This is a genomic window from Enterobacter sp. JH25 (assembly GCF_021725435.1).
In the GTDB taxonomy this organism is placed as follows: domain Bacteria; phylum Pseudomonadota; class Gammaproteobacteria; order Enterobacterales; family Enterobacteriaceae; genus Enterobacter; species Enterobacter intestinihominis.
Window position 1 is genome coordinate 4,562,826 of the sequence record NZ_CP091319.1, and the last position, 26,702, is coordinate 4,589,527.

General features: G+C 56.7%; 21 protein-coding genes. 15 read left to right on the forward strand and 6 right to left on the reverse strand.

Features of this window, described 5'->3' with window-relative positions:
- Positions 1–40 precede the first annotated feature (40 nt).
- The 5 genes from argE (at position 41) to L2Y28_RS21920 (ending at position 6,925) form a co-directional block, all read left to right on the forward strand.
- Entirely contained in the window at positions 41–1,192 is a 1,152-nt protein-coding gene (gene argE, locus L2Y28_RS21900) for an acetylornithine deacetylase (RefSeq protein ID WP_015569956.1), read from the forward strand.
- 307 nt (positions 1,193–1,499) lie between these two features.
- Positions 1,500–4,151 (forward strand): phosphoenolpyruvate carboxylase, encoded by a 2,652-nt coding sequence (ppc, locus tag L2Y28_RS21905; RefSeq protein ID WP_022649787.1) that lies wholly within the window; start codon positions 1,500–1,502, stop codon positions 4,149–4,151.
- 102 nt (positions 4,152–4,253) lie between these two features.
- A complete protein-coding gene (locus L2Y28_RS21910; protein ID WP_022649788.1) occupies positions 4,254–5,018 on the forward strand; it encodes a helix-turn-helix transcriptional regulator in 765 nt (254 codons plus the stop codon).
- Between the two features lie 128 nt (positions 5,019–5,146).
- A complete protein-coding gene (gene fsa, locus L2Y28_RS21915) occupies positions 5,147–5,809 on the forward strand; it encodes a fructose-6-phosphate aldolase (RefSeq protein ID WP_022649789.1) in 663 nt (220 codons plus the stop codon).
- Positions 5,810–5,821: 12 nt separating this feature from the next.
- Positions 5,822–6,925 (forward strand): glycerol dehydrogenase, encoded by a 1,104-nt coding sequence (locus L2Y28_RS21920; protein WP_022649790.1) that lies wholly within the window; start codon positions 5,822–5,824, stop codon positions 6,923–6,925.
- A gap of 93 nt (positions 6,926–7,018) precedes the next feature.
- On the opposite strand, the gene katG is transcribed toward L2Y28_RS21920, so the two are convergent.
- The 4 genes from katG to metB form a co-directional block, all read right to left on the reverse strand.
- Positions 7,019–9,199 (reverse strand): catalase/peroxidase HPI, encoded by a 2,181-nt coding sequence (gene katG / locus L2Y28_RS21925; protein WP_022649791.1) that lies wholly within the window; start codon positions 9,197–9,199, stop codon positions 7,019–7,021.
- 144 nt (positions 9,200–9,343) lie between these two features.
- Positions 9,344–10,234, reverse strand: a complete 891-nt coding sequence (metF, locus tag L2Y28_RS21930) for a methylenetetrahydrofolate reductase (protein WP_022649792.1) — start codon at positions 10,232–10,234, stop codon at positions 9,344–9,346.
- 270 nt (positions 10,235–10,504) lie between these two features.
- On the reverse strand, positions 10,505–12,937 hold the full coding sequence (locus L2Y28_RS21935) for a bifunctional aspartate kinase/homoserine dehydrogenase II (protein WP_003862044.1): 2,433 nt from the start codon (positions 12,935–12,937) through the stop codon (positions 10,505–10,507).
- A 2-nt stretch (positions 12,938–12,939) separates the two neighbouring features.
- On the reverse strand, positions 12,940–14,100 hold the full coding sequence (gene metB / locus L2Y28_RS21940; protein WP_017383102.1) for a cystathionine gamma-synthase: 1,161 nt from the start codon (positions 14,098–14,100) through the stop codon (positions 12,940–12,942).
- 275 nt (positions 14,101–14,375) lie between these two features.
- Between metB and metJ the strand changes: the two genes are divergently transcribed.
- Positions 14,376–14,693, forward strand: a complete 318-nt coding sequence (gene metJ / locus L2Y28_RS21945; RefSeq protein WP_006179183.1) for a met regulon transcriptional regulator MetJ — start codon at positions 14,376–14,378, stop codon at positions 14,691–14,693.
- Positions 14,694–14,741: 48 nt separating this feature from the next.
- On the opposite strand, the gene rpmE is transcribed toward metJ, so the two are convergent.
- On the reverse strand, positions 14,742–14,954 hold the full coding sequence (rpmE, locus tag L2Y28_RS21950; protein WP_003862040.1) for a 50S ribosomal protein L31: 213 nt from the start codon (positions 14,952–14,954) through the stop codon (positions 14,742–14,744).
- A gap of 200 nt (positions 14,955–15,154) precedes the next feature.
- Here rpmE and priA point away from each other — a divergent pair, with 200 nt between their 5' ends.
- The 7 genes from priA (at position 15,155) to rraA (ending at position 23,092) form a co-directional block, all read left to right on the forward strand.
- A complete protein-coding gene (gene priA, locus L2Y28_RS21955; RefSeq protein ID WP_022649793.1) occupies positions 15,155–17,350 on the forward strand; it encodes a primosomal protein N' in 2,196 nt (731 codons plus the stop codon).
- 119 nt (positions 17,351–17,469) lie between these two features.
- Positions 17,470–18,495 (forward strand): DNA-binding transcriptional regulator CytR, encoded by a 1,026-nt coding sequence (cytR, locus tag L2Y28_RS21960; RefSeq protein WP_022649794.1) that lies wholly within the window; start codon positions 17,470–17,472, stop codon positions 18,493–18,495.
- 92 nt (positions 18,496–18,587) lie between these two features.
- Positions 18,588–19,556 (forward strand): cell division protein FtsN, encoded by a 969-nt coding sequence (gene ftsN / locus L2Y28_RS21965; protein WP_017383099.1) that lies wholly within the window; start codon positions 18,588–18,590, stop codon positions 19,554–19,556.
- Positions 19,557–19,650: 94 nt separating this feature from the next.
- On the forward strand, positions 19,651–20,181 hold the full coding sequence (gene hslV / locus L2Y28_RS21970; RefSeq protein ID WP_022649795.1) for an ATP-dependent protease subunit HslV: 531 nt from the start codon (positions 19,651–19,653) through the stop codon (positions 20,179–20,181).
- A gap of 9 nt (positions 20,182–20,190) precedes the next feature.
- A complete protein-coding gene (hslU, locus tag L2Y28_RS21975; protein WP_022649796.1) occupies positions 20,191–21,525 on the forward strand; it encodes an HslU--HslV peptidase ATPase subunit in 1,335 nt (444 codons plus the stop codon).
- Between the two features lie 62 nt (positions 21,526–21,587).
- Positions 21,588–22,514 (forward strand): 1,4-dihydroxy-2-naphthoate polyprenyltransferase, encoded by a 927-nt coding sequence (menA, locus tag L2Y28_RS21980; RefSeq protein ID WP_087878459.1) that lies wholly within the window; start codon positions 21,588–21,590, stop codon positions 22,512–22,514.
- 92 nt (positions 22,515–22,606) lie between these two features.
- Positions 22,607–23,092, forward strand: a complete 486-nt coding sequence (gene rraA, locus L2Y28_RS21985; protein WP_022649798.1) for a ribonuclease E activity regulator RraA — start codon at positions 22,607–22,609, stop codon at positions 23,090–23,092.
- A 582-nt stretch (positions 23,093–23,674) separates the two neighbouring features.
- Here rraA and zapB read toward each other — a convergent pair.
- Positions 23,675–23,914 carry a septal ring assembly protein ZapB gene (zapB, locus tag L2Y28_RS21990; RefSeq protein ID WP_022649799.1) on the reverse strand — a complete coding sequence of 80 codons (240 nt, stop codon included), beginning with the start codon at positions 23,912–23,914 and terminating at the stop codon, positions 23,675–23,677.
- Positions 23,915–24,314: 400 nt separating this feature from the next.
- Here zapB and L2Y28_RS21995 point away from each other — a divergent pair, with 400 nt between their 5' ends.
- Together L2Y28_RS21995 and glpK are read left to right on the forward strand one after the other, a co-directional pair.
- Positions 24,315–25,160 carry an MIP/aquaporin family protein gene (locus tag L2Y28_RS21995; protein ID WP_022649800.1) on the forward strand — a complete coding sequence of 282 codons (846 nt, stop codon included), beginning with the start codon at positions 24,315–24,317 and terminating at the stop codon, positions 25,158–25,160.
- Between the two features lie 21 nt (positions 25,161–25,181).
- The gene (gene glpK / locus L2Y28_RS22000) at positions 25,182–26,690 is read left to right on the forward strand and encodes a glycerol kinase GlpK (protein ID WP_022649801.1); all 1,509 of its coding nucleotides are present in this window, start codon (positions 25,182–25,184) and stop codon (positions 26,688–26,690) included.
- Positions 26,691–26,702 lie beyond the last annotated feature (12 nt).

Consider the following 26,702-nt stretch of genomic DNA (forward strand, 5'->3'; position numbering starts at 1 on the left):
CATGAATATTGATACTATCATGACCTAAGGTGTGTCAACAATGAAAATGAACTTACCGCCATTTATCGAGATTTACCGCGCCCTGATTGCCACACCGTCCATCAGCGCAACGGAAGAAGCGCTGGATCAGAGCAATGAGTCTTTAATCAATCTGCTGGCGGGTTGGTTTAGCGATCTTGGGTTTAACGTTGAGGTTCAGCCCGTCCCCGGAACACGTCACAAATTTAACCTGCTCGCCAGCACCGGACATGGCGCTGGCGGCCTGCTGCTGGCTGGTCACACTGACACCGTGCCGTTTGACGATGGCCGCTGGACCCGCGATCCGTTCACCCTGACAGAGCACGACAACAAGCTCTACGGTCTCGGCACGGCGGACATGAAAGGCTTCTTTGCTTTTATCCTCGACGCGCTGCGTGACGTGGACGTGACAACGCTGAAAAAGCCGCTCTACATTCTGGCGACCGCCGATGAAGAGACCAGCATGGCGGGCGCACGGTATTTCTCTGAAAACACATCGATTCGCCCGGACTGCGCGATCATCGGTGAACCTACCTCTCTGCAACCGATTCGGGCGCACAAAGGCCATATTTCTACCGCAGTGCGCGTGCTGGGCCAGTCTGGTCACTCCAGCGATCCGGCGCGCGGCGTGAACGCCATTGAGCTGATGCATGACGCGATTGGCCGCATCATGACCCTGCGCGACGATCTGAAAGAGCGCTATCACTACGAGGCGTTCACCGTGCCGTATCCGACGCTGAACCTCGGCAGCCTGCACGGCGGTGATGCGTCCAACCGTATCTGCGCCTGCTGCGAACTGCATATGGATATCCGTCCTCTGCCGGGCATGACGCTGAGCGATCTGGATGGCTTACTGAACGAAGCGCTGGCCCCGGTCAGCGAGCGCTGGCCGGGACGTCTGACGGTCTCCGAACTGCATCCGCCGATTCCAGGCTACGAATGCCCGCCTGACCACCAGCTGGTTCAGGTGGTGGAAAAACTGCTCGGGGAGAAAACCGACGTGGTGAACTACTGTACCGAAGCGCCGTTTATTCAGACCCTGTGCCCGACGCTGGTTCTGGGCCCTGGCTCCATCAACCAGGCCCACCAGCCGGACGAATATCTCGAAACCCGCTTCATCAAGCCCACCCGCGAACTCATTACCCAGGTTGTGCATCACTTCTGCTGGCATTAAAACGGCCCCTCACCCTAACCCTCTCCCCAAAGGGGAGAGGGTGTTCAAGTACCCTCTCCCCTTTGGGGAGAGGGTTAGGGTGAGGGGAGTAAATCCCGCGATCTCCGTCACATTCCCATAAGCATCTCTTATCTGACGCAATACGAATTAAATTTCGTAAATTGCCCGCATTTATTCATCTGCTGAACCGTTTTCGCAGCAATTGACGACGGGGGTTTTACGTGGCTTTATAAAGGGAGATGACAAAATAATGTCCAGAAAATTTTCGCCTGGGCATAAACAAAAATGATGGGGTGACTGGGTTTTTATGAACGAACAATATTCCGCGTTGCGTAGTAATGTCAGTATGCTCGGCAAAGTGCTTGGAGATACCATCAAAGATGCGTTGGGGGAGAACATCCTCGACCGTGTTGAAACCATCCGCAAGCTGTCCAAATCTTCCCGCGCCGGTAACGAGGCCAATCGTCAGGAGCTGCTCACCACCTTGCAGAACCTCTCTAATGATGAGCTACTGCCCGTTGCCCGCGCCTTCAGCCAGTTTCTGAACCTGGCAAACACCGCTGAGCAATACCACAGCATTTCGCCAAAAGGCGAAGCGGCCAGCAACCCGGAAGTCATTGCCCGCACCCTTCGTAAACTCAAAGATCAGCCCAACCTCAACGAAGCGACCATCAAAAAAGCGGTGGAATCCCTTTCGCTGGAGCTGGTGCTGACCGCACACCCAACCGAAATCACGCGTCGTACGCTGATCCACAAAATGGTGGAAGTGAACAACTGTCTGAAGCAGTTGGATAACAAAGACATTGCCGACTACGAACGTAACCAGCTTATGCGCCGCCTGCGCCAGCTGATTGCTCAGTCCTGGCACACCGATGAAATTCGTAAGCATCGCCCAAGCCCGGTCGACGAAGCCAAATGGGGCTTTGCGGTGGTGGAAAACAGCCTGTGGGAAGGGGTGCCAAACTACCTGCGCGAGCTGAACGAACAGCTGGAAGAAAATCTGGGCTATCGCCTGCCGGTCGACTTTGTGCCGGTTCGCTTCACTTCCTGGATGGGCGGCGACCGCGACGGCAACCCGAACGTGACGGCGGAAATCACCCGTCACGTCCTGTTGTTGAGCCGCTGGAAAGCAACCGATCTGTTCCTGAAAGATATTCAGGTGCTGATCTCCGAGCTGTCGATGGTAGAAGCGACGCCGGAACTGCGCGCGCTGGCCGGTGAAGAAGGTGCCAGTGAGCCGTACCGTTTCCTGATGAAAAAACTGCGCGGTCAGCTGATGGCCACGCAGGCCTGGCTGGAAGCGCGCCTGAAAGGCCAGCGCCTGCCGAAGCCGGAAGGTCTGCTGAGCCAGAACGAACAGCTCTGGGAACCGCTGTACGCCTGTTATAAATCGCTTCAGGCCTGCGGGATGGGCATCATTGCCAATGGCGAACTGCTCGACACTCTGCGCCGCGTGAAGTGTTTCGGCGTGCCGCTGGTGCGTATCGACGTCCGTCAGGAAAGCACCCGTCATACCGAAGCGCTGGGCGAGCTGACCCGTTATCTCGGCATTGGCGACTATGAAAGCTGGTCCGAAGCCGACAAACAGGCGTTCCTGATCCGCGAGCTGAACTCCAAGCGCCCGCTGCTGCCGCGCAATTGGGAGCCAAGCAATGACACCCGCGAAGTGCTCAACACCTGTAAAGCGATCGTGGATGCCCCGAAAGGATCGGTGGCCGCCTATGTGATCTCCATGGCGAAGACCCCGTCCGACGTGCTGGGCGTTCACCTTCTGCTGAAAGAAGCGGGCATCGACTACGCTCTGCCGGTAGCACCGCTGTTTGAGACTCTCGACGACCTGAACAACGCCAACGACGTGATGACCCAGCTGCTGAACATCGACTGGTATCGCGGCTTTATTCAGGGCAAGCAGATGGTGATGATTGGCTATTCCGACTCCGCGAAAGATGCGGGCGTGATGGCAGCCTCCTGGGCGCAGTATCAGGCGCAGGATGCGCTAATCAAAACCTGCGAAAAAGCCGGTATTGAACTGACCCTGTTCCACGGACGCGGCGGCTCAATTGGTCGTGGCGGTGCGCCTGCACACGCGGCGCTGCTCTCCCAACCACCAGGAAGCCTGAAAGGCGGACTGCGCGTGACCGAGCAGGGCGAGATGATCCGCTTCAAGTACGGCCTGCCGGAAGTGACCATCAGCAGCCTGTCGCTCTATACCAGTGCGATCCTGGAAGCCAACCTGCTGCCGCCGCCGGAGCCAAAAGAATCCTGGTGCCGGATTATGGACGAGCTGTCTGACATCTCCTGCGATCTGTATCGCGGCTACGTGCGTGAAAACAAAGACTTTGTGCCTTACTTCCGCTCAGCCACGCCTGAGCAGGAGCTGGGTAAACTGCCGCTCGGCTCGCGCCCGGCCAAGCGTCGTCCTACTGGCGGCGTTGAATCCCTGCGCGCCATTCCGTGGATCTTTGCCTGGACGCAAAACCGTCTGATGCTGCCAGCCTGGCTGGGTGCCGGTGCGGCGCTGCAAAAAGTGGTGGAAGACGGTAAGCAGAGCGAACTGGAAACCATGTGCCGCGACTGGCCATTCTTCTCTACCCGTCTGGGCATGCTGGAGATGGTCTTCTCGAAAGCCGACCTGTGGCTGGCGGAATACTACGATCAGCGTCTGGTGAAACCCGAGCTGTGGGCGCTGGGTAAAGAGCTACGCGAGCTGCTGGAAGGCGACATCAAAGTGGTGCTGGATATCGCTAACGACTCCCACCTGATGGAAGACCTGCCGTGGATCGCCGAGTCTATCCAACTGCGTAACATCTACACCGACCCGCTGAACGTTTTACAGGCTGAACTGCTGCACCGTTCGCGTCTGGCGGAAGAGGAAGGTAAAGAGCCGGATCCGCGCGTTGAACAGGCGCTGATGGTGACGATTGCGGGCGTTGCGGCGGGGATGCGTAACACCGGTTGATCGGTTTTGCCGGGTGGCGCTTACGCTTACCCGGCCTACAATAGGCTTTTCGTAGGCCCGGCAAGCGCCAGCGTCGCCGGGCAATACCCTGGTATCCACACCATGCACCACGACATTACCCACATCCTGAATGACCTGATCAACGGCACCTTGCCGCTGCGTCAGGTGCATTTCCCCCCTTCGGCTAAACCGCTCCCCCGAACGTCACCTTGCCTCGTGCTTAGCTTTGATACGGCCTGCGAAGCGTTATTTTTTTCATCCGGTAATATTCCGCTTCAACCCGCCTTTTCGCTCAACATCAGCTTCGGCAAGCAACAACTGACTCTTCAGCTCGAGCGCGACAACACGCTTTTGCAACAGCAACAGGTTGCCAGACGCGGGCCGCGAGTGGGCGCATTCCTTTTGCAGACGCTCGCTGAATTGCAAATGCAGCCAGACGATCGGGAAACGGCCAGACTGGTGGTATTAAGTTTGCTCAGCCACTGTCGCGATCTGCTGGGCAGCGATATCCATACCGCCAGCCGCAGCCGTGCATTATTTGAAGCGATTCGTCACTACATCGAAGAACATCACGCCTCTGCACTGACCCGTGAATCGGTGGCGCAGGCGTTTTATATTTCACCGAACTACCTTTCTCATCTTTTTCAAAAAACAGGCAGCGTGGGGTTCAACGAATATCTTACGCAAACACGCCTCGAGCACGCGCGTCAGCTTCTTAAAGGCTACGAGTTTAAAATCAAAGATATCGCTGCAAGCTGTGGATTTACGGACAGTAACTACTTTTGCCGTCTCTTTCGCAAGCACACTGAACGTTCCCCTTCCGAATATCGACGCCAGTATCACAGCCAGCTGATCGCCAAAAAGTAGCCTTGTGATCGCTCTCTCACTTCGCCAGGGACATTACATTTATCCAGTATTTGGCAAAATTGACCTGTATTCGCCGCGACTGGGTGCGCCGTATCCTTTATTCAACCTTTCTGACTTAAGGAAAAATAATGGAACTGTACCTGGATACCGCCAACGTGGCAGAAGTTGAACACCTGGCGCGCATTTTTCCCATTGCGGGCGTGACCACCAACCCAAGCATCGTAGCCGCCAGCGGCGAATCTGTCTGGGAGGTGTTGCCGCGCCTGCAGCATGCTATCGGCCCGGAGGGCAGGCTGTTTGCCCAAACCATGAGCCGCGACGCCGAAGGAATGGTGGCGGAAGCAAAACGGCTGAACAATGCCCTGCCGGACATCGTGGTAAAAATTCCCGTCACTGCACAGGGGCTCATCGCGATTAAAGCGCTGAAGAAAGAGGGAATTACCACGCTGGGAACCGCCGTTTACAGCGCCGCTCAGGGGTTACTGGCCGCGCTGGCAGGAGCGAAATATGTCGCACCGTATGTAAACCGCGTCGATGCGCAGGGCGGTGACGGCATTCGCACGGTACAGGAACTGCAATCCCTGCTGGAACAGCATGCGCCAGAGAGCATGGTGCTGGCTGCCAGCTTTAAAACGCCGCGCCAGGCGCTGGATTGCCTGCTGGCAGGATGTGAGGCAATCACGCTTCCCTTAGACGTAGCGCAACAAATGCTCGGCACGCCAGCGGTAGAGTCAGCCATAGAGAAGTTCGAGCAGGACTGGAAAAACGCGTTTGGTAACCTCAACCTCTAAGGGAGAAATGTTATGGACCGTATCATTCAATCGCCGGGGAAGTACATCCAGGGCGCTGATGTTCTTACTCGTCTCGGCGACTACCTGAAGCCGCTGGCGACTCGCTGGCTGGTGGTAGGCGATAAATTTGTGCTGGGTTTTGCCGAAGAAACCCTGCGTCAGAGTTTTAAAAAAGCCGGACTCCATGCCGAAATTGCACCGTTTGGCGGCGAATGTTCGCAAAATGAAATCGATCGCCTGAAAAAACAGGCCGACAGTACCGACTGCCTGGCGGTGCTGGGTATCGGGGGCGGAAAAACGCTGGATACCGCCAAAGCGCTGGCGCACTTTATGGACGTGCCGGTGGCTATTGCCCCGACCATTGCCTCCACCGATGCGCCGTGCAGTGCCCTTTCCGTGATTTATACCGACAGCGGCGAGTTCGATCGCTACCTGATGCTGCCGCACAACCCGAACATGGTGATTGTCGATACCAGGGTGGTGGCGGGCGCACCTGCGCGCCTGCTGGCCGCCGGGATTGGCGATGCCCTGGCAACCTGGTTTGAAGCGCGCGCCTGTTCGCGCAGCGGCGCCACGACCATGGCGGGTGGCAAGTGCACGCAGGCAGCGTTAGCGCTGGCTGAGCTGTGCTACAACACGCTGGTTGAAGAGGGCGAGAAAGCGATGCTGGCGGCGGAACAACACGTGGTGACGCCTGCTCTGGAACGCATTATTGAAGCCAACACCTATCTGAGCGGCGTGGGCTTCGAAAGTGGCGGGCTGGCGGCGGCACACGCCATTCACAATGGCATGACGGCGGTGCCGGATGCGCACCATTTCTACCACGGTGAAAAAGTGGCATTTGGTACGCTGACGCAACTGGTACTGGAGAACGCGCCGGTAGAAGAAATCGAAACCGTTGCGGCGCTGTGCCATAGCGTCGGGCTGCCAATTACGCTGGCGCAGCTGAATATCAAAGAGGATATTCCGGCTAAAATGCGGCTGATCGCGGAGGCGTCCTGTGCCGAAGGGGAAACCATTCACAACATGCCTGGCGGCGTAACGCCGGATCAGGTCTATGCGGCGCTGCTGGTGGCGGACCAGTATGGACAGCGATTCTTGCAGGAGTGGGAGTAATAGAAAAGCCGGGTGGCGGCTACGCCTTACCCGGCCTACATGGCACTTTAATTTGTAGGCCGGGTAAGGCGTAGCCGCCACCCGGCACAAGGGTTACTTCACGTCAAACCGATCCAAATCCATCACTCGCGCCCATGCGGAAACGAAGTCGCGGACGAACTTCTCTTGTGCATCGCTGCTGGCGTAAACTTCGGCCAGCGCGCGGAGGACAGCGTTGGAACCGAAGACCAAATCGGCGCGGGTGGCGGTATATTTCACTTCCCCGCTGGCGCGATCGCTACCGGCAAACAGCTCGTTTGAGTCGTCGGTCGCTTTCCACTGGGTGTTCATATCCAGCAGATTGACGAAGAAGTCGTTGCTCAGCACGCCCTCGCGGTTAGTAAACACGCCATTCTTGCTGCCATCGAAGTTTGCACCCAGCACGCGCAAACCGCCGATCAACACCGTCAGTTCCGGCGCGGTCAGGGTCAACTGCTGGGCTTTGTCGATCAGCAGCGACTCCGTGGTGGACACATCCACCTGTGCGCGATAGTTACGGAAACCGTCGGCAATCGGTTCGAGCAGGTTAAACATCTCGATATCCGTCTGATCCTGACGCGCATCCACACGACCTGGAGTGAACGGTACGTTGACGTAAACGCCTGCCGCTTTCGCCGCCTGCTCAACGCCCACGACACCCGCCAGCACAATGATATCGGCCAGTGACGCTTTGTTGGTGGTGCGCTGGATCGCTTCCAGAGCCGGTAATGCCCGCACCGCCGCGGCGTTAACGTCCCAGTCGCGCTGAGGTGCCAGCGCCAGACGCGCGCCGTTAGCGCCGCCACGCTTGTCGCCGCCGCGGAAGGTCGATGCCGACGCCCAGGCCACGGAAACCAGCTCGCTCACGGAGAGACCAGAGGCCGCGATTTCCGCTTTCAGGCTTTCAATATCTTCCTGCGTCGGATGGAACACCGGCTGAGGCAGCGGATCCTGCCAAATCAGATCTTCTTTCGGTACTTCCGGGCCGATGTACCGCGCTTTTGGCCCCATATCGCGGTGGGTCAGCTTGAACCACGCGCGCGCAAAGGCTTCGTTGAAGGCCTGCGGATCGTTCAGGAAACGACGGGAAATTTTCTCGAATTCCGGATCAAAACGCAGCGTCAGGTCGGTGACCAGCATGGTTGGCTTGCGTTTTTTCGACGGGTCGAACGGGTCAGGCATAATTTCCGGCGCATCCACGGCTTCAAACTGAATTGCGCCCGCCGGGCTACGCGTCTGCACCCATTCGTATTTGAACAGGTTCTCGAAGAAATAGTTGCTCCACTGGGTTGGGGTTTGAGACCAGATAACTTCCAGCCCGGAGGTGATGGCGTCAGCGCCAATACCGGTGCCGTGCGTGCTGGCCCAGCCCAGGCCCTGCGCTTCAATAGGCGACGCTTCAGGGTCAGTGCCCACGTGCGTGGCTTCGCCTGCACCGTGCGTTTTACCGAGCGTATGGCCGCCTGCAATAAGCGCAACGGTCTCTTCGTCATTCATGCCCATGTTGCCAAAGGTAGCGCGGATCGCCGCCGCCGCAGACAGCGGTTCACCACTGGCGTTTGGCCCTTCCGGGTTAACGTAAATCAGGCCCATTTCTGTGGCGGCCAGCGGGCGCTTCGCCAGCGCTTCCGGGTCACGGTGAGTCAGCCAGGCTTTTTCATCGCCCCAGTTCACGTCCAGATCCGGTTCCCAGACGTCTTCACGCCCGGCACCGAAACCAAAGGTGCGGAAGCCGGAGTTCTCCAGCGCCACGTTACCCGCGAGGATAAACAGGTCGGCCCAGGAGATTTTTTGTCCGTATTTTTGCTTAATTGGCCACAGCAGACGGCGAGCCTTATCCAGGCTGACGTTATCAGGCCAGGAGTTCAGCGGCGCAAAACGCTGCTGACCGCGACCGGCACCGCCGCGACCATCAACGGAGCGATAGGTACCCGCACCGTGCCAGGCCATACGGATAAACAGGCCCGCATAGCTGCCCCAGTCGGCAGGCCACCACGGTTGTGAGTCGGTTAACAGTGCTTTGAGATCGCCCTTAAGGGCGGAATAGTCGAGCTTACTGAATTCTTTGCGGTAGTCGAAGTCTTCACCCAGAGGGTTTGAACGGCTGGAGTGTTGATTAAGTAAATCGATGCGGAGTTGTTTAGGCCACCACTCTTTGCTGCCGGTACCTGCACCCGCGCTGTGATCGACGCCGCCCTGGTGGAACGGACATTTGCCGGCGGATGCCGCGTTATTGGTCTCGTCTGACATGCTCATCGCTATGCTCCCTTTACAGTGTTACCGTTACGATATACACCACTAGCGATAAGAGATAGTTGAATTAATCCACAGATTCGATAGCTAATACCTTTTAACTTTCTGTTCGAGTAAAAAACCCTCACTTTATGAGGGTTTTTTACTTTATAACGCCGGGCGGACACCCAGCGTATGGCAAATGGCGTAACTCATCTCCGCGCGGTTAAGCGTATAGAAGTGGAAATCCTTCACCCCTTCACGGCTTAAAATCTTCACCATATCCATCGCGATATTGGCCCCCACCAGCTTGCGTGTTTCCGGGTCATCGTCCAAACCTTCGTACATTTTGGACATCCACAGCGGAATGCGCACGTTGGTCATATCCGCGAATTTCTTCGCCTGTTTGAAGTTCGAGACCGGCAGAATGCCAGGGATGATTTCGACATCAATACCCGCCGAGACGCAGCGGTCGCGAAAGCGTAAATAGCTTTCCACATCAAAGAAGAACTGAGTAATGGCGCGATTGGCACCTGCGTCCACCTTACGCTTCAGGTTAAGCAGATCCGCCTGGGCGCTTTTCGCTTCCGGGTGAACTTCCGGGTAAGCGGCAACGGAAATATCAAAGTCAGCAACGTCTTTCAGCAGGGCAACCAGATCGGTGGCGTACATGTCCGGCTTACCGCTCCCCGGCGGCAGGTCGCCGCGCAGGGCAACGATATGACGAATGCCGTTGTTCCAGTAGTCCTGAGCAATCGCGCGCAGTTCATCAGGAGTGGCGTCGATACAGGTGAGGTGCGGTGCCGCTTCCAGACCGGTTCGGTCTTTAATGCCCTTAATGATGCTGTGCGTGCGGTCACGCTCACCGGAGTTGGCGCCGTAGGTTACGGAGACGAATTTCGGCTTCAGGCTGCTCAGGCGATCGATAGAGCTCCACAGGGTTTGCTCCATTTCACTGGTGCGCGGCGGGAAAAATTCAAAAGAGACGTTAATCTGGCCGTTTACTTCGGCCAGGCTCTGATTCAGGGCTTCCCGCTGGTTGGCGTGAAAAAAGCTCATACCTTACCTCTATCTTTCGCGTGTCATTGTTTGTTGTGTTGTGAACTTCTATACGTTTAGACGTCCAGATGTAAAAATGACGGAAAAGCGGGATGACGTCAACAGAAATAATCAACATTAACGGTGAGGTTTGTTCAGGGAAGATGAAGGGCGTTCATGATGGGGGGTGAGAAGGCCCCTCACCCCAGCCCTCTCCCCAAAGGGGCGAGGGGGGAAAGACCGCACCGAGCAGTCCCCTCTCCCCTAAGGGGAGAGGGTTAGGGTGAGGGGTTACAGTAGCTTAGCCAGGCGATTAATGTCGGACTGAATGGCTCCGGCGGTCACATCGCGCCCCGCACCCGGGCCACGGATCACCAGCGGGTTATCGCGGTACCAGCGGCTTTCGATGGCGAAGACGTTATCGCACGGCAGCAGCGCCGCCAGCGGATGTTCAGGACGTACCGCCTCCACGCCCACGCGCGCTTTACCGTTCGCCTCGAAGCGCGCCACGTAACGCAGCACCAGGCCCATCTCGTTTGCCGCTTCGAGACGTTGCACCATCTGCTCGTTCAGCTCGTCGCCGTTCTCAAAGAAGTGATCGACAGATCCTTCCTCGCAGCCCGCAGGCACCAGAGACTCAACGCGTACCTGACCCGGCTCAATGTCGTAGCCCGCTTCACGCGCCAGGATCACCAACTTGCGCATCACGTCTTTACCGGCAAGGTCAACGCGCGGATCCGGCTCGGTTAAGCCCTGCTGCCACGCCTGATCCACCAGGTCGGTGAACGGAACGGTGCCGTCAAACTGCAAAAACAGCCAGGAGAGCGTGCCGGAGAAGATCCCGCTCAGCGCCAGAATGCTGTCGCCGCTTTCAATCAGGTCGCGCACGGTATGGTTCACCGGCAGGCCCGCGCCAACGGTGGCGTTATACAGCCAGTGACGGCCCGTTTTTTCGAATGCGTCATGGATCTGACGGTATTTATCAGTGCTGCTCGCGCCCGCCAGTTTGTTGGCGCTGATGACGTGGAAACCGTGGCTGGCGAAATCCAGATACTGATCGGCCAGCTGTTCGCTGGCGGTAACGTCCAGCACCACCAGATCGTCGTACGGGTGCGCGCGCATCCACAGGAACAGCGACTCTTCGTCCTGCTCAACCGCTTCATCGTTAAAGAAGGCCAGCGCCCGGCTGGCGTCCAGCCCTTCGTAGTTCAGCAGGCTGCGGCGGCTGTCCACCACCCCAGCCAGAATAAATTCAAACCCGGTACGCGCCGAAAGCGTTACCTGCTCGCGGGCGAACAGCTCCAGCCAGCGGGAACCGATATTCCCTTTCCCGAACAGTACCAGGCCGATGCGTTTTTCCGCGCGGAACAGGGAGGTGTGCAGGCCCTGAATCAGGCTTTCGGTTGGCCCCTTGCGCAGAACAGCAACCAGGCTGATGCCCTCTTCCGACTGCCAGGTGAACTCCACCGGCTGCCCTTTCAGCTGCTGCCAGAAGCGGTGGCAGTGCAGCGGATTACGGGTGACGCCCGCGCCCACCATTGCCACCAGCGCCAGTCCCTGACGCAGGCGAAGCTCGCCCGGCAGTCCCGCTTCATCCAGAATCTTCAGGGCGCTGTCCACCACTTCAGCGGTATAGCAGAACTGCAACAGCTGGCGATCGTTATGCACGCCAACGGCCAGCGGACGCACCTGGGCACGTTTCAGGATGGTGTCGATATCTTTGTGCGCCAGTTTGAAATCCTGGCCCGCAGGCACCTGGAACTCAATCAGGCAGATGTCATCGTGGCTGGTGACAATGCGCGCGCCCGTACCGGATGCCAGCACGCGCTCGATGCGAGTGGAACCCTGATCCGGCGTGTAGCTACAGCGTAGTTGCAGGTCGATGTCGCTGCCGGAAACCGGCTGTAGCGTGCGCGCGTGCAACACTGGTGCCGCCAGACGCGCCAGCTCGCTCGCTTCGTCGAGACGCAGCAGCGGCAGCAGGCAGGCATCTTTTACTTTGCGCGGGTCCGCGCTGTAGACACCGGCCACGTCGCTCCAGATGGTGACGCGGGACACGCCCGCCAGGGCGCCAATCTGCGTTGCCGAGTAGTCAGAGCCGTTACGGCCCAGCAGTACGGTTTCACCTGCGTTGCTGCGACTGATAAAGCCGGTCACTACAATACGTTTACCCGGATGTTGCACCAGCAGCTGTTGCAGCAGCGGGTAGGACAACCCTTCGTCTACCTGCGGCTGTGCGGCGCGTTCGGCACGCAGGAAATCACGCGCGTCGAGCCAGGCGGCTTCCACGCCAAGATGTTGCAGCACGGCGGCCATCAGGCGCGCAGACCACACTTCACCATGGCCAACCACTTCCGCATACACCGCATCGGTAATGCCGCTGTCCAGCAGAGCTGCCAGACGCTCAAGGTCGTGAGTAAAGGCGCTTATCAGTCCGTCCGCCACGTCCGCAGGCAGCAAACCGGCAATCAGTTCACTCTGGTAACGACGTAAGGACTGTTGCACCTGATGCGCAGAGAGGCGATCGGTCTGGCTCAGTTTCAGCCAGCTAATCAGCTGGTTGGTGGTGCTGCCCGCCGCAGAGACAACCATCATGTCCCCCGGCTGTGAATACTCGGTCATGATCCCTGCGACACGCAGATAACATTTCACATCAGCAAGACTACTACCACCAAACTTGTGCAGCTGACGACCCTTCGCCCCTGCCTGCGCTATCACACTCATGATTACCCCTTGGCTGCGACCCGGAAGCCATTTTCCAGATCGGCAATTAAATCTTCAGAATCTTCAATACCGGTCGAGATACGCAGCAGCGTCTCGGAAATCCCGGCGGCGGCACGTGCTTCGGGTGCCATACCTGCGTGCGTCATGGTTGCGGCGTGGGAGATCAAGCTTTCAACTCCCCCTAAGGATTCCGCCAGCGTAAACAATGACAACCCGCTCAGGAAGCGACGCAGCGTTTGCTCGTCACCGTCCAGTTCAAAACTTAACATCGCGCCAAATCCTTTCTGTTGGCGCGCGGCAATCTCGTGCCCCTGGTTTTCCGGCAGCGACGGGTGATAAAGCTTCTTCACCAGCGGCTGGGTTTTCAGGAAATCCACGATCGCCTGGGCATTACGCTGCGCCACGTCCATACGCGGTGACAGGGTGCGGATACCACGCAGCAGCAAATAGCTGTCGAACGCGCCCGCGGTGACGCCAATGTTATTGGCCCACCATGCCAGTTCAGTGACAACATCAGGATCTTTGGCAATCACCACACCCGCTACCACGTCAGAATGGCCGTTCAGATATTTCGTGCATGAATGCAACACCAGATCGGCACCCAGTGCCAGTGGGTTCTGAAGGGCCGGACTGAGGAACGTATTATCCACTACACTTATCGCTCCCGCATCCCTTGCGAGCTGACAAATTTTCGCAATATCGACTACGCGCAACAATGGATTGCTTGGACTTTCCACCAGAACCAGCTTTGGCTGTTCGGCTAACGCCTGTTTCAGCGCCTGTTCGTCGTTTTGATCGACAAACAACACGCGGTAGCAGCCACGTTTCGCCAGGCTATCAAACAGACGATAGCTGCCGCCGTAGCAGTCGTGCGGCGCCACCAGCAGATCGCCAGGTTTCAGGAACACCGTGGTCACCAGATGAATGGCAGACATGCCGGTATTGGTTAATACCGCACCTGCGCCGCCTTCCAGTTCCGCCAGCGCGCGCTGGGTGACGTCACGCGTAGGATTGCCGCGACGCGAGTAGTCATGCGCGCGAGGTTCATTAAATCCGGTGAAATTATAGGTGCTGGAGAGATGAATTGGCGGGACAACGCAGCCGTACTGCTCGTCATCATTCAATCCGCTACGCACTGCGATGGTGGCCTGTTTACGCGTCATGGTGAGGCTTCCTGGCGAATGAGGTGAAAAGTCAGGCACCAGAGTAAACATTGAAAGTATGGACGTCAATACATCTGGACATCTAAACTTCTTTGCGTATAGATTGAGCAATGCGCAAATAGCCGTTAAAATTATATGCTTTAGGACACGCTACAGCGGCAATATCCGTGCCTCGGTATCGTCTCTACGGTAAACTACGCAAGATTACGGTTCAAAACTGATGGTTACCGGTTTTGCACCTTTAGATTAATGACTGAGAGGATTAAAGGTATCTCATGGCTGAATGGAGCGGCGAATATATCAGCCCATACGCTGAGCACGGTAAGAAGAGTGAGCAAGTCAAGAAAATCACGGTGTCCATTCCTCTGAAGGTGTTGAAGATCCTCACCGATGAACGTACGCGTCGTCAGGTGAACAACCTGCGTCACGCCACTAACAGCGAACTGCTGTGCGAAGCGTTCCTGCATGCGTTTACCGGCCAACCGTTGCCGAACGATGACGATCTGCGCAAAGAGCGCAGTGACGAAATTCCAGAAGAGGCGAAGGTGATCATGCGTGAACTGGGTATCGACCCGGATACGTGGGAATACTGATAAGCGGATACAAAAAAGGCACCTTGCGGTGCCTTTTTTTCGGGAAACTTATTTAGCGCCCGGGATGCTGAAACGCTTGTTGAAGCGGTCAACACGGCCACCGGTTGCAACATCACGCTGCTTACCAGTGTAGAACGGGTGGCATTTGCCGCACACGTCCAGGTTCAGATCGTGACCCACGGTAGAGCGGATCTGGATAGAGTTACCGCAAGAGCAGTTTGCAGTAATCATTTCGTATTTCGGGTGAATATCTTTTTTCATGGGAGAACCTCAGTTAAGGCCGCGTCGCTCTTCCAGCCCTAACGCCAGACACCACGCGATGTTGAATGTAAGTTCTTTGGCGTAAAGTACACCAAAGGCGGCGAATCATACAGAATTTAACCAACGTATGCAAACTGATCCGCACGCCGCTTTCACTAATGTGTATACTAACGCGCCACTTTTCAAGTCAGGAAGATTCGATGCCCGTCGCTCACGTTGCCCTGCCCGTTCCGCTTCCCCGCACCTTTGACTACCTGCTGCCCGACAGCATGAGCGCCAAAGCGGGCTGTCGCGTGACCGTGCCGTTCGGTAAACAGCAGCGCGTGGGGATCGTCGTCTCCATCAGCGATAAAAGCGAGCTGCCGCTTACCGAGCTGAAATCGATCGTTGAAGTGCTGGACGATGAACCTGTTTACTCTCAAAGCACCTGGCGACTGCTGTTGTGGGCGGCAGATTATTATCACCATCCTATTGGCGACGTATTGTTCCACGCCCTGCCGATTATGCTGCGTCAGGGTAAGCGCGCCAGCCATGCGCCAATGTGGTACTGGTTTGCCACCGAGCAGGGTCAGGCGGTCGACATTAACAGCCTGAAGCGCTCGCAAAAACAACAGCAGGCGTTGGCCGCGCTACGCCAGGGGAAAATCTGGCGCCATCAGGTCGACGAGCTCGAGGTGAGCGAAACCGCGTTGCAGGCATTAAGGAAGAAAGGGCTGAGCGAGCTGGCCAGCGAAGCACCTGCCCTTCACGACTGGCGCGACGGCTTTTCCGTCTCGGGCGATCGCCTGCGTCTGAATACCGAGCAGGCCACCGCCGTGGGCGCGATTCACAGCGCCGCCGATCGTTTCTCCGCCTGGCTGCTGGCGGGCGTCACCGGCTCCGGTAAAACCGAAGTGTATCTGAGCGTACTGGAAAACGTGCTCGCACAGGGCAAACAGGCGCTGGTAATGGTGCCGGAAATCGGCCTGACGCCGCAAACCATCGCCCGTTTCCGTGAACGCTTTAATGCGCCCGTTGAGGTTCTGCACTCCGGCCTGAACGACAGCGAGCGCCTCAGCGCCTGGCTGAAAGCGAAAAACGGCGAAGCGGCGATTGTGATTGGCACCCGTTCCTCACTCTTTACGCCGTTTAAAAATCTCGGCGTTATCGTGATCGATGAAGAGCATGACAGCTCCTATAAACAGCAGGAAGGCTGGCGCTATCACGCCCGCGACTTAGCCGTGTACCGCGCCCACAGCGAGCAAATCCCCATTATTCTGGGGTCCGCCACCCCCGCGCTTGAAACGCTGCACAACGTTCGCCAGCGTAAATACCACATGCTGCGCCTGACGCGCCGCGCGGGGAATGCCCGTCCGGCCATTCAGCATGTGCTGGATCTGAAAGGCCAGCAGGTGCAGGCCGGGTTAGCGCCTGCGCTGATTAGCCGCATGCGCCAACATTTGCAGGCGGGCAACCAGGTGATCCTGTTTCTGAACCGCCGCGGCTTCGCGCCTGCGTTGCTGTGCCACGACTGCGGCTGGATTGCCGAGTGCCCGCGCTGCGATCACTACTACACCTTCCACCAGGCTCAGCGCCATTTACGCTGCCACCACTGCGACAGCCAGCGTCCGGTACCCCGTCAGTGCCCGTCCTGCGGCTCAACGCACATCGTGCCGGTGGGTCTGGGGACGGAGCAGCTCGAACAGGCGCTGGCGCCGTTCTTCCCTGATGTGCCCATTTCGCGTATCGACAGGGATACCACCAGCCGCAAAGGGGCACTGGAGCAGCAGCTGGCGGAAGTGCATCGCGGCGGCGCGCGCATCCTGATTGGCACTCAAATGCTGGCGAAAGGGCATCACTTCCCGGACGTGACGCTGGTCGCCCTGCTGGACGTCGACGGCGCGCTGTTCTCCGCGGATTTTCGCTCCGCCGAGCGTTTCGCACAGCTTTATACCCAGGTTGCTGGTCGCGCCGGTCGAGCGGGTAAGCAGGGCGAAGTAGTGCTGCAAACGCACCATCCTGAGCACCCGCTGCTGCAAACGCTGCTGCACAAAGGCTATGACGCCTTCGCGGACCAGGCGCTGGCCGAACGTCAGACGATGCAGCTTCCTCCGTGGACCAGCCACGTCATCATCCGTGCGGAAGATCATAACAACCAGCAGGCGCCGCTATTCCTGCAACAGCTGAGAAATCTCCTGCAGGCCAGCCCACTGGTGGATAATCAGCTGTGGATTTTAGGCCCGGTACCAGCGCTCGCCCCGAAACGCGGCGGCCGTTTCCGCTGGCAACTCTTACTTCAGCACCCTTCGCGTATCCGTTTACAGCAGATCGTCAGCGGCACGCTGGCGCTGATTAATACCCTGCCGGAAGCGCGAAAAGTGAAGTGGGTTCTGGACGTCGATCCGATTGAAGGCTGAAGACGGATCGAAAAATTTAATGCGCCTCACACTTTTTATGAAAATTCTGTAACCGATTCCATTAACTATCTGTAAAAATGGTGCGGTCCGCAGTTCGGTGTTCAGGCGAGGAGAAGACGTTGAAGTCCAGGAAAGAGGTTGCCTCGGCGACCATGAAAGACGTTGCCGAGAAAGCACAAGTCTCAACAGCAACCGTGTCCCGCGCATTGATGAACCCTGACAAAGTCTCCCAGGCGACCCGAAACCGGGTTGAAAAGGCGGCGCTTGAGGTCGGTTATTTCCCGCAAGCCATGGGGCGCAACGTTAAACGCAACGAATCCCGCACCATCCTGGTGATCGTGCCGGACATCTGCGATCCCTTCTTCAGCGAAATCATCCGCGGCATTGAGGTCACGGCCGCCGCCCAGGGCTATCTGGTGCTGATTGGTGATTGTGCCCACCAGAACCAGCAGGAAAAAACGTTCATCGACCTGATCATCACCAAGCAGATTGATGGCATGCTGCTGCTTGGCTCACGCCTGCCGTTTGATGCCAGCATTGAAGAACAGCGCAATTTACCGCCAATGGTCATGGCGAACGAATTCGCGCCGGAGCTGGAGCTGCCGACCGTTCATATCGATAACCTCACCGCCGCGTTCAACGCCGTGAACTATCTTCAGGAGCTGGGGCATAAGCGTATCGGTTGTATTGCCGGACCAGAAGAGATGCCGCTGTGTCATTACCGGTTGCAGGGCTACGTTCAGGCGCTTCGCCGTACCGGGGCTGTTGTCGATCCGCACTACATTGCGCGCGGTGATTTCACCTTTGAAGCGGGCGGGCAGGCGCTGGAAAAATTGCTTGCCTTACCAGAACCGCCTACCGCGGTCTTCTGCCACAGCGACGTGATGGCGCTGGGGGCGTTATCCTACGCCAAACGTCACGGCCTGCGCGTGCCGAAGGACCTGTCGATAATCGGTTTTGATAATATTTCGCTTTCGGAGTTTTGCGATCCGCCGCTTTCGACTGTTTCGCAGCCGCGGTATGACATTGGCCGGGAAGCGATGCTGCTTTTGCTGGATCAGCTGCACGGTCAAACAGTTAGCAGTGGGTCACGACTACTGGATTGTGAGCTGATTGTGCGCGGCTCTACCCAGGCATTAACTTAAAGTAAATACCTTTCGACACCCTTATCTGGTCAAAGCCCCGTCGCTTAAGTAACATGGCGGGCTGACGAACGAATAAATACAGCGAAACGATAGTGGCACAACGAGATTATGTACGTCGCGGCCAGCCGGCACCTTCGCGACGCAAAAAGAGTAGTTCAAAAAGCAAGCAACGTAGCCTGTCTGCTGTCTCCCCAGCCATGGTCGCCATTGCTGCGGCTGTGCTGGTGGCCTTTATTGGCGGCCTCTACTTCATTACGCATCATAAAAAAGAAGAGTCTGAAGCCCTTCAGGGTAACAAGGTCGTCGGCAACGGCCTTCCTCCGAAGCCTGAAGAGCGCTGGCGCTACATTAAAGAGCTGGAAAGCCGCCAGCCTGGCGTACGTGCGCCTACCGAGCCTTCTGCCGGGGGTGAAGTGAAGAATGCCGATCAGCTGACGGACGAACAGCGCCAGTTGCTCGCTCAGATGCAGGCGGACATGCGCCAGCAGCCTACACAGTTGAACGAAGTACCGTGGAACGAACAAACCCCGGCGCAGCGTCAGCAAACGTTGCAGCGCCAGCGTCAGGCACAGCAGCAAACGCAACAGCAGCAGTGGACGCAGACGCAGCCGGTACAACAGCCGCGTACACAACCGCAGCAGCAGACGCGTACTGTACAAACGCAGCCTGTTCAGCAGCAGCCGAAAGCCCAGCCGCAGAAGCAAACAGCACAGCCGTATCAGGATCTGTTGCAGACGCCTGCACATACCACTGCGCAACAGCCAAAAACGCAGCAGGCTGCGCCGGTCACTAAAGAGACCGAGGCACCAAAGCAGACGGCTGAGAAAAAAGATGAACGCCGCTGGATGGTTCAGTGCGGTTCGTTTAAAGGCGCTGAGCAGGCAGAAACGGTGCGAGCTCAGCTGGCATTTGAAGGATTTGACTCACGCATTACCACCAATAACGGCTGGAATCGCGTGGTGATTGGACCGGTCAAAGGCAAAGAAAACGCAGACGGCACCATTTCCCGTTTGAAAGTGGCTGGCCACACAAACTGCATTCGACTCGCCTCCGGGGGTTGAAACCCCCAAAATCCCCCCCATCTATCATTTAATTCAGCCCTGAGCACAGGCTCAGGGCTTCTGTTTCCCGAATCTGTAACCAGGGGGTCTGCTCGTGACAACAATAGTAAGTGTACGCCGTAACGGCCAGGTGGTAATTGCCGGTGATGGCCAGGCCACGCTGGGTAATACCGTCATGAAAGGCAACGTGAAGAAAGTACGTCGTCTTTATAACGACAAAGTGATCGCCGGTTTCGCAGGCGGCACGGCTGATGCCTTCACGCTGTTTGAACTGTTTGAACGCAAACTGGAAATGCATCAGGGTCATCTGGTGAAAGCCGCCGTTGAGCTGGCAAAAGACTGGCGTACCGACCGCATGCTGCGCAAGCTCGAAGCGCTGCTGGCCGTGGCTGACGAAAACGCCTCGCTGATCATCACCGGTAACGGCGACGTGGTTCAGCCTGAAAACGACCTGATTGCCATCGGCTCTGGCGGCCCGTACGCCCAGGCCGCAGCCCGTGCGCTGTTGGAAAATACCGACATGAACGCGCGCGATATCGCGGTGAAAGCGTTGGATATTGCAGGTGATATCTGCATCTATACCAACCACAATCACACCATCGAAGAATTGACCTCCAAAGCGTAAGGATCGCCCATGTCTGAAATGACCCCACGCGAAATTGTCAGCGAACTGAACAAACACATTATCGGCCAGGACAACGCCAAGCGCTCCGTGGCTATCGCACTACGTAACCGCTGGCGTCGCATGCAGCTCGACGAAGAGCTTCGCCACGAAGTGACACCAAAAAATATTCTGATGATCGGCCCGACCGGGGTGGGTAAAACCGAAATCGCCCGTCGTCTGGCCAAACTGGCTAACGCGCCGTTCATCAAAGTTGAAGCCACCAAGTTCACCGAAGTGGGCTATGTGGGTAAAGAAGTGGACTCCATCATCCGCGACCTGACCGATTCAGCGATTAAGATGGTGCGTGTCCAGGCGATTGAGAAAAACCGCTATCGCGCCGAAGAGATGGCCGAAGAGCGTATTCTCGACGTGCTGATCCCACCGGCAAAAAATAACTGGGGACAGGCTGAACAGCAGCCTGAACCTTCTGCTGCGCGTCAGGCATTCCGCAAAAAACTGCGTGAAGGCGAGCTGGACGACAAAGAGATTGAGATCGATCTCGCTGCCGCGCCAATGGGCGTGGAAATCATGGCCCCTCCGGGCATGGAAGAGATGACCAGCCAGTTGCAGTCCATGTTCCAGAACCTGGGCGGGCAGAAGCAGAAAGCGCGTAAGCTGAAAATCAAAGACGCGATGAAGCTGCTGATTGAAGAAGAAGCAGCGAAGCTGGTTAACCCGGAAGAGCTGAAACAGGACGCTATCGACGCGGTTGAGCAGCACGGTATCGTGTTTATCGACGAAATCGACAAAATCTGTAAGCGCGGCGGCAACAGCTCCGGCCCGGATGTTTCCCGCGAAGGCGTTCAGCGCGACCTGCTGCCGCTGGTGGAAGGTTGCACCGTCTCTACCAAGCACGGCATGGTGAAAACTGACCACATTCTGTTTATCGCGTCAGGTGCGTTTCAGGTTGCCAGCCCATCCGATCTCATTCCGGAACTGCAGGGTCGTCTGCCAATCCGCGTTGAGCTGCAGGCGCTGACCACTGAAGATTTCGAACGTATCCTGACTGAGCCAAACGCTTCTGTGACCGTACAGTACAAAGCGCTGATGGCGACCGAAGGCGTGAATATCGAGTTCACCGACGATGGGATCAAACGCATCGCTCAGGCCGCATGGCAGGTCAACGAAACCACCGAAAACATCGGTGCGCGTCGTCTGCACACCGTGCTGGAACGCCTGGTGGAAGATATCTCTTACGATGCGAGCGACCTTAACGGTCAAACCATTACCATTGACGCAGAGTATGTGGGCAAACACCTGGATGCGTTAGTGGCAGATGAAGATCTGAGCCGTTTTATTCTATAATCGCGTTCAATGCATTTTCATCACTGTTGATGGGGGCTATGGCCCCCATTTTTATTGGCTAAATAACTATGACTGATATCAGCCGTACGCAGGCGTGGCTCGAAAGTCTGCGTCCAAAAACGCTTCCTCTGGCTTTTGCCGCCATTATCGTCGGTACCGCACTTGCCTGGTGGCAGGGGCATTTCGATCCCCTGGTGGCTGGTCTGGCGCTTGTCACCGCCGGGCTACTGCAAATCCTCTCTAATCTCGCCAATGATTACGGCGATGCGGTAAAAGGCAGCGATAAACCTGATCGTATCGGGCCGCTGCGCGGGATGCAAAAAGGGGTGATTACCCAGGCACAGATGAAGCGGGCGCTGATTATCACCGTGGTGTTGATTTGCCTGTCCGGCCTGGCGCTGGTGACGGTCGCCTCGAAAACCACCAGCGATTTCATTGGCTTCCTGGTGCTGGGCTTGCTCGCCATTATTGCAGCAATTACCTATACCGTTGGGACGCGTCCTTACGGGTATATTGGTCTGGGCGACATCTCCGTACTGGTGTTCTTCGGCTGGCTGAGCGTCATGGGAAGCTGGTACTTGCAGGCGCATACGGTGATCCCCGCCCTGTTCCTGCCCGCGACCGCCTGCGGTCTGCTGGCGACGGCGGTGCTGAATATCAATAACCTGCGCGACATCGACAGCGACCGTGAGAACGGTAAGAACACGCTGGCCGTGCGTCTGGGCCCGGTGAATGCCCGCCGCTATCACGCCTGCCTGCTCATCGGCGCGCTGGTCTGCCTGGCGCTGTTCAATCTGATCTCTCTGCACAGCCTGTGGGGCTGGCTGTTTGTGCTCGCCGCACCGCTGCTGGTCAAGCAGGCCCGCTATGTCATACGTGAACTCAGCCCGGCTGCCATGCCGCCGATGCTGGAGCGCACGGTAAAAGGCGCGTTGCTGACTAACCTGCTGTTCGTCATCGGGATTGTCTTAAGCCAGACGCTGAGTTAGCTGACAAATATCAATTAACAATTGATGATTTTGCCAACAAGGCATTTCGCACGATATACTGAACACATTCGCAGCAACAGAGCGTTAAACCTATGAAATACGATACCTCCGAGCTTTGTGACATCTACCAGGAAGATGTCAACGTCGTTGAACCCCTGTTCTCCAACTTTGGTGGACGGTCGTCGTTTGGCGGACAAATCATCACGGTGAAATGTTTCGAGGACAACGGGTTGCTGTACGATCTGCTCGAAGAGAACGGCCGTGGCCGCGTTCTGGTGGTCGACGGCGGCGGTTCCGTGCGCCGTGCATTGATTGATGCTGAACTGGCGGGAATTGCCGTCCAGAACGAGTGGGAAGGCATTGTGGTGTACGGTTCCGTGCGTCAGGTGGACGATCTCGAAGACATGGATATCGGGATTCAGGCCATCGCGGCCATACCGGTAGGCGCAGCGGGCGACGGCATCGGCGAAAGCGACGTGCGCGTCAATTTCGGCGGCGTGACCTTCTTCTCGGGCGACCACCTTTATGCTGACAATACCGGCATTATCCTTTCTGAGGATGCGCTGGATATTGAGTAGTTAATCGGTAAGCGAGATGCATAAAAAAACCGCCAACAGCAATGTGGCGGTTTTTTTGTCCCTCGGGATTCGCGGTCCGTTGGGTGATATTGCAACCTTTAACCAGGATTTTTATCTTACCCTGATTCATTCCTCAGGTAACCCCTGTCGACCCTTTATGAATTCCTAATTATGTGTGGGAACCTTAACTCCGCAGGTGTTGCTCATTATGATGCTGTGTCCCTTTCCGCCATCTCGCAAATGGGCGCCGGTCCAGGGAAAGGTGTATTCACAACCGTAAAGCAACCTTTAACCGGGCTTGTGTCCACCGACTTATCACCGGTGGTGAACGGTGGAGCGGTAAGCAGCAGGGACCGCATAATGAAACGCTATTTATGTATCGCGTTCATTGTCGCCAGCGTACTCGTTGTAAAGAGCGATGAACCTGTTGGGTTTGTTGCTTTTGCTACGACAGCGCAGGACAAGTAGCGTTAAGGCCGCCTCTGGCGGCCTTTTTTATGGTTGAAATCCGTGAGCAATAACCATAAAAAAGCCGGGTGGCGGCTTCGCCTTACCCGGCCTAATCAGTTAACCCCACCGGAATTAAACTTCTTCCATACGTCCCAGCAGTGCCTGCAGGCGATCCTGCCAGCCGTTCTGCTGTTCGCGCAGCTGGTTGTTTTCGCGCTCCAGTTCTTCACGGCTGTGCTGAGCATTCTGAACTTCCTGGGACAGGGAGTTGTTTTTCTCTTTCAGCTCTTCAATTTCCATCTGCAGCAGGGTGATGGTGTCGATCGCCTGCTGTACTTTCGATTCCAGTTTCTCAAACACTTCTAAAGACATGATGCTACCTCTCCTGAATTGCAAGGCGACGCTTTAACGTAAACGCGCACGACATATACCGTCGATTGTATGGAGCGCGGCGCTCTGTGTCCAGCGACACACCGCGCAGATCGCGGTTTGCAACACTTTTAGGTCTGGTCCTGGTGCGTTCGCGGCATATACCCCTAAATTGTTAACTCTTTAGTTAATGAAATGATTCAGCTCACATTATACCGTTGATGCAAAAACGCGCTTTATGGCGCGAAAACGCTCATTTTATTGACACAGACCACACATTTTGATTTCGATATTTCTCGTTTGTGCTCGTTAACGATAAATTAACACTATGTCTACAGGGCATCGTGGCTGTCACGGGCGGTCACGCAAACAATAAACATTACTCTTTTGCAGGATTCCGATTATGAGTCAGACATCAACCTTAAAAGGCCAGTGCATTGCCGAGTTCCTGGGTACCGGGTTGTTGATATTCTTCGGAGTAGGCTGTGTCGCTGCACTGAAAGTGGCAGGTGCCAGTTTTGGTCAGTGGGAAATCAGTATTATCTGGGGTTTGGGCGTGGCGATGGCCATCTACCTGACCGCAGGGGTTTCCGGCGCACATCTTAACCCGGCGGTGACCATCGCGTTGTGGCTATTCGCGTGCTTTGACGGACGCAAAGTTGTCCCTTTCATCATTTCACAATTTGCCGGCGCCTTTTGCGCAGCGGCGTTAGTTTACGGGCTTTATTACAATCTTTTCACCGACTTCGAACAGACGCATCATATGGTGCGTGGCAGTGTCGAAAGTCTGGATCTGGCAGGCATTTTCTCAACGTATCCGAATCCGCATATTAATTTTGTGCAGGCGTTCGCAGTTGAAATGGTGATTACCGCTATTCTGATGGGCGTCATTATGGCGCTGGGCGACGACGGAAACGGCATTCCGCGCGGCCCGCTGGCACCACTTTTGATTGGCCTTCTGATTGCGGTAATTGGCGCATCAATGGGTCCGCTGACCGGCTTTGCGATGAATCCGGCGCGTGACCTGGGTCCAAAAACCTTCGCCTTCTTTGCAGGATGGGGCGATGTCGCCTTTACCGGCGGCAAAGACATTCCTTACTTCCTGGTTCCGCTGTTCGGGCCAATCGTAGGGGCGGCGCTGGGCGCATTCGGCTATCGCAAATTAATTGGTCGCCACTTACCGTGCGACACCTGTGTGGAAGAGGAAAAAGAGTCGACTTCCACCACACAACAAAAAGCTTCGCTGTAATCTGACTACGGGACACATACCATGACCGAAAAAAAATATATCGTTGCGCTCGACCAGGGCACTACCAGCTCCCGCGCTGTCGTAATGGATCATGACGCGAACATTGTCAGCGTGTCTCAACGCGAATTTGAGCAAATCTATCCGCGTCCAGGCTGGGTTGAACACGACCCGATGGAGATCTGGGCGTCACAAAGCTCCACGCTGGTGGAAGTGCTGGCGAAAGCCGACATCAGTTCTGACGAGATTGCCGCTATCGGTATCACCAACCAGCGTGAAACCACCGTTGTCTGGGAGCGCGAAACCGGTAAGCCCATCTACAACGCCATTGTCTGGCAGTGCCGCCGCACCTCAGAGATCTGCGAAAAACTGAAGCGCGACGGAATGGAAGAGTACGTGCGCAGTACAACCGGTCTGGTCATTGACCCGTATTTCTCCGGCACCAAAGTGAAGTGGATCCTCGACCACGTGGAAGGTTCACGCGAGCGTGCACGACGCGGCGAGCTGCTGTTTGGCACCGTCGATACCTGGCTTATCTGGAAGATGACTCAGGGACGCGTTCACGTCACCGACTACACCAACGCCTCGCGCACCATGCTGTTCAACATCAACACCCTGGAGTGGGATGACAAGATGCTGGACGCGCTGGACATTCCGCGTGCGATGCTGCCAGACGTGCGCAAATCTTCAGAAGTTTACGGCCAGACCAACATCGGCGGTAAAGGCGGCACCCGTATTCCTATCGCCGGTATTGCCGGTGACCAGCAGGCGGCGCTGTTCGGCCAGCTGTGCGTCAAGGAAGGGATGGCGAAGAACACTTACGGCACCGGCTGCTTTATGCTCATGAACACCGGCGAGAAAGCGGTGAAATCAGAAAACGGTCTGCTGACCACCATCGCATGCGGCCCACGCGGTGAAGTGAACTATGCCCTGGAAGGGGCGGTATTCATGGCGGGCGCCTCCATTCAGTGGCTGCGCGACGAGATGAAGCTGATCAGCGATGCGTTTGACTCCGAATACTTCGCGACCAAAGTGAAAGACACCAACGGCGTATACGTGGTGCCAGCGTTTACCGGTCTGGGCGCACCGTACTGGGATCCGTACGCCCGCGGCGCGATTTTCGGCCTGACGCGCGGTGTGAACTCAAACCACATTATTCGTGCGACCCTGGAATCTATCGCCTACCAGACGCGCGACGTGCTGGAAGCGATGCAGGCGGACTCCGGCATTCGTCTGCACGCCCTGCGCGTGGACGGCGGTGCGGTAGCAAACAACTTCCTGATGCAGTTCCAGTCCGACATTCTGGGTACCCGCGTTGAACGTCCTGAGGTGCGAGAAGTGACGGCGCTGGGCGCGGCGTATCTGGCAGGTCTGGCGGTTGGCTTCTGGCAAAACCTCGACGAGCTTCAGGAAAAAGCGGTGATCGAACGCGAATTCCGTCCAGGCATCGAAACCACCGAGCGCAACTACCGCTACAGCGGCTGGAAGAAAGCGGTGAAACGAGCCCTGGCATGGGAAGAGCACGACGAGTAAGACAGACTCACC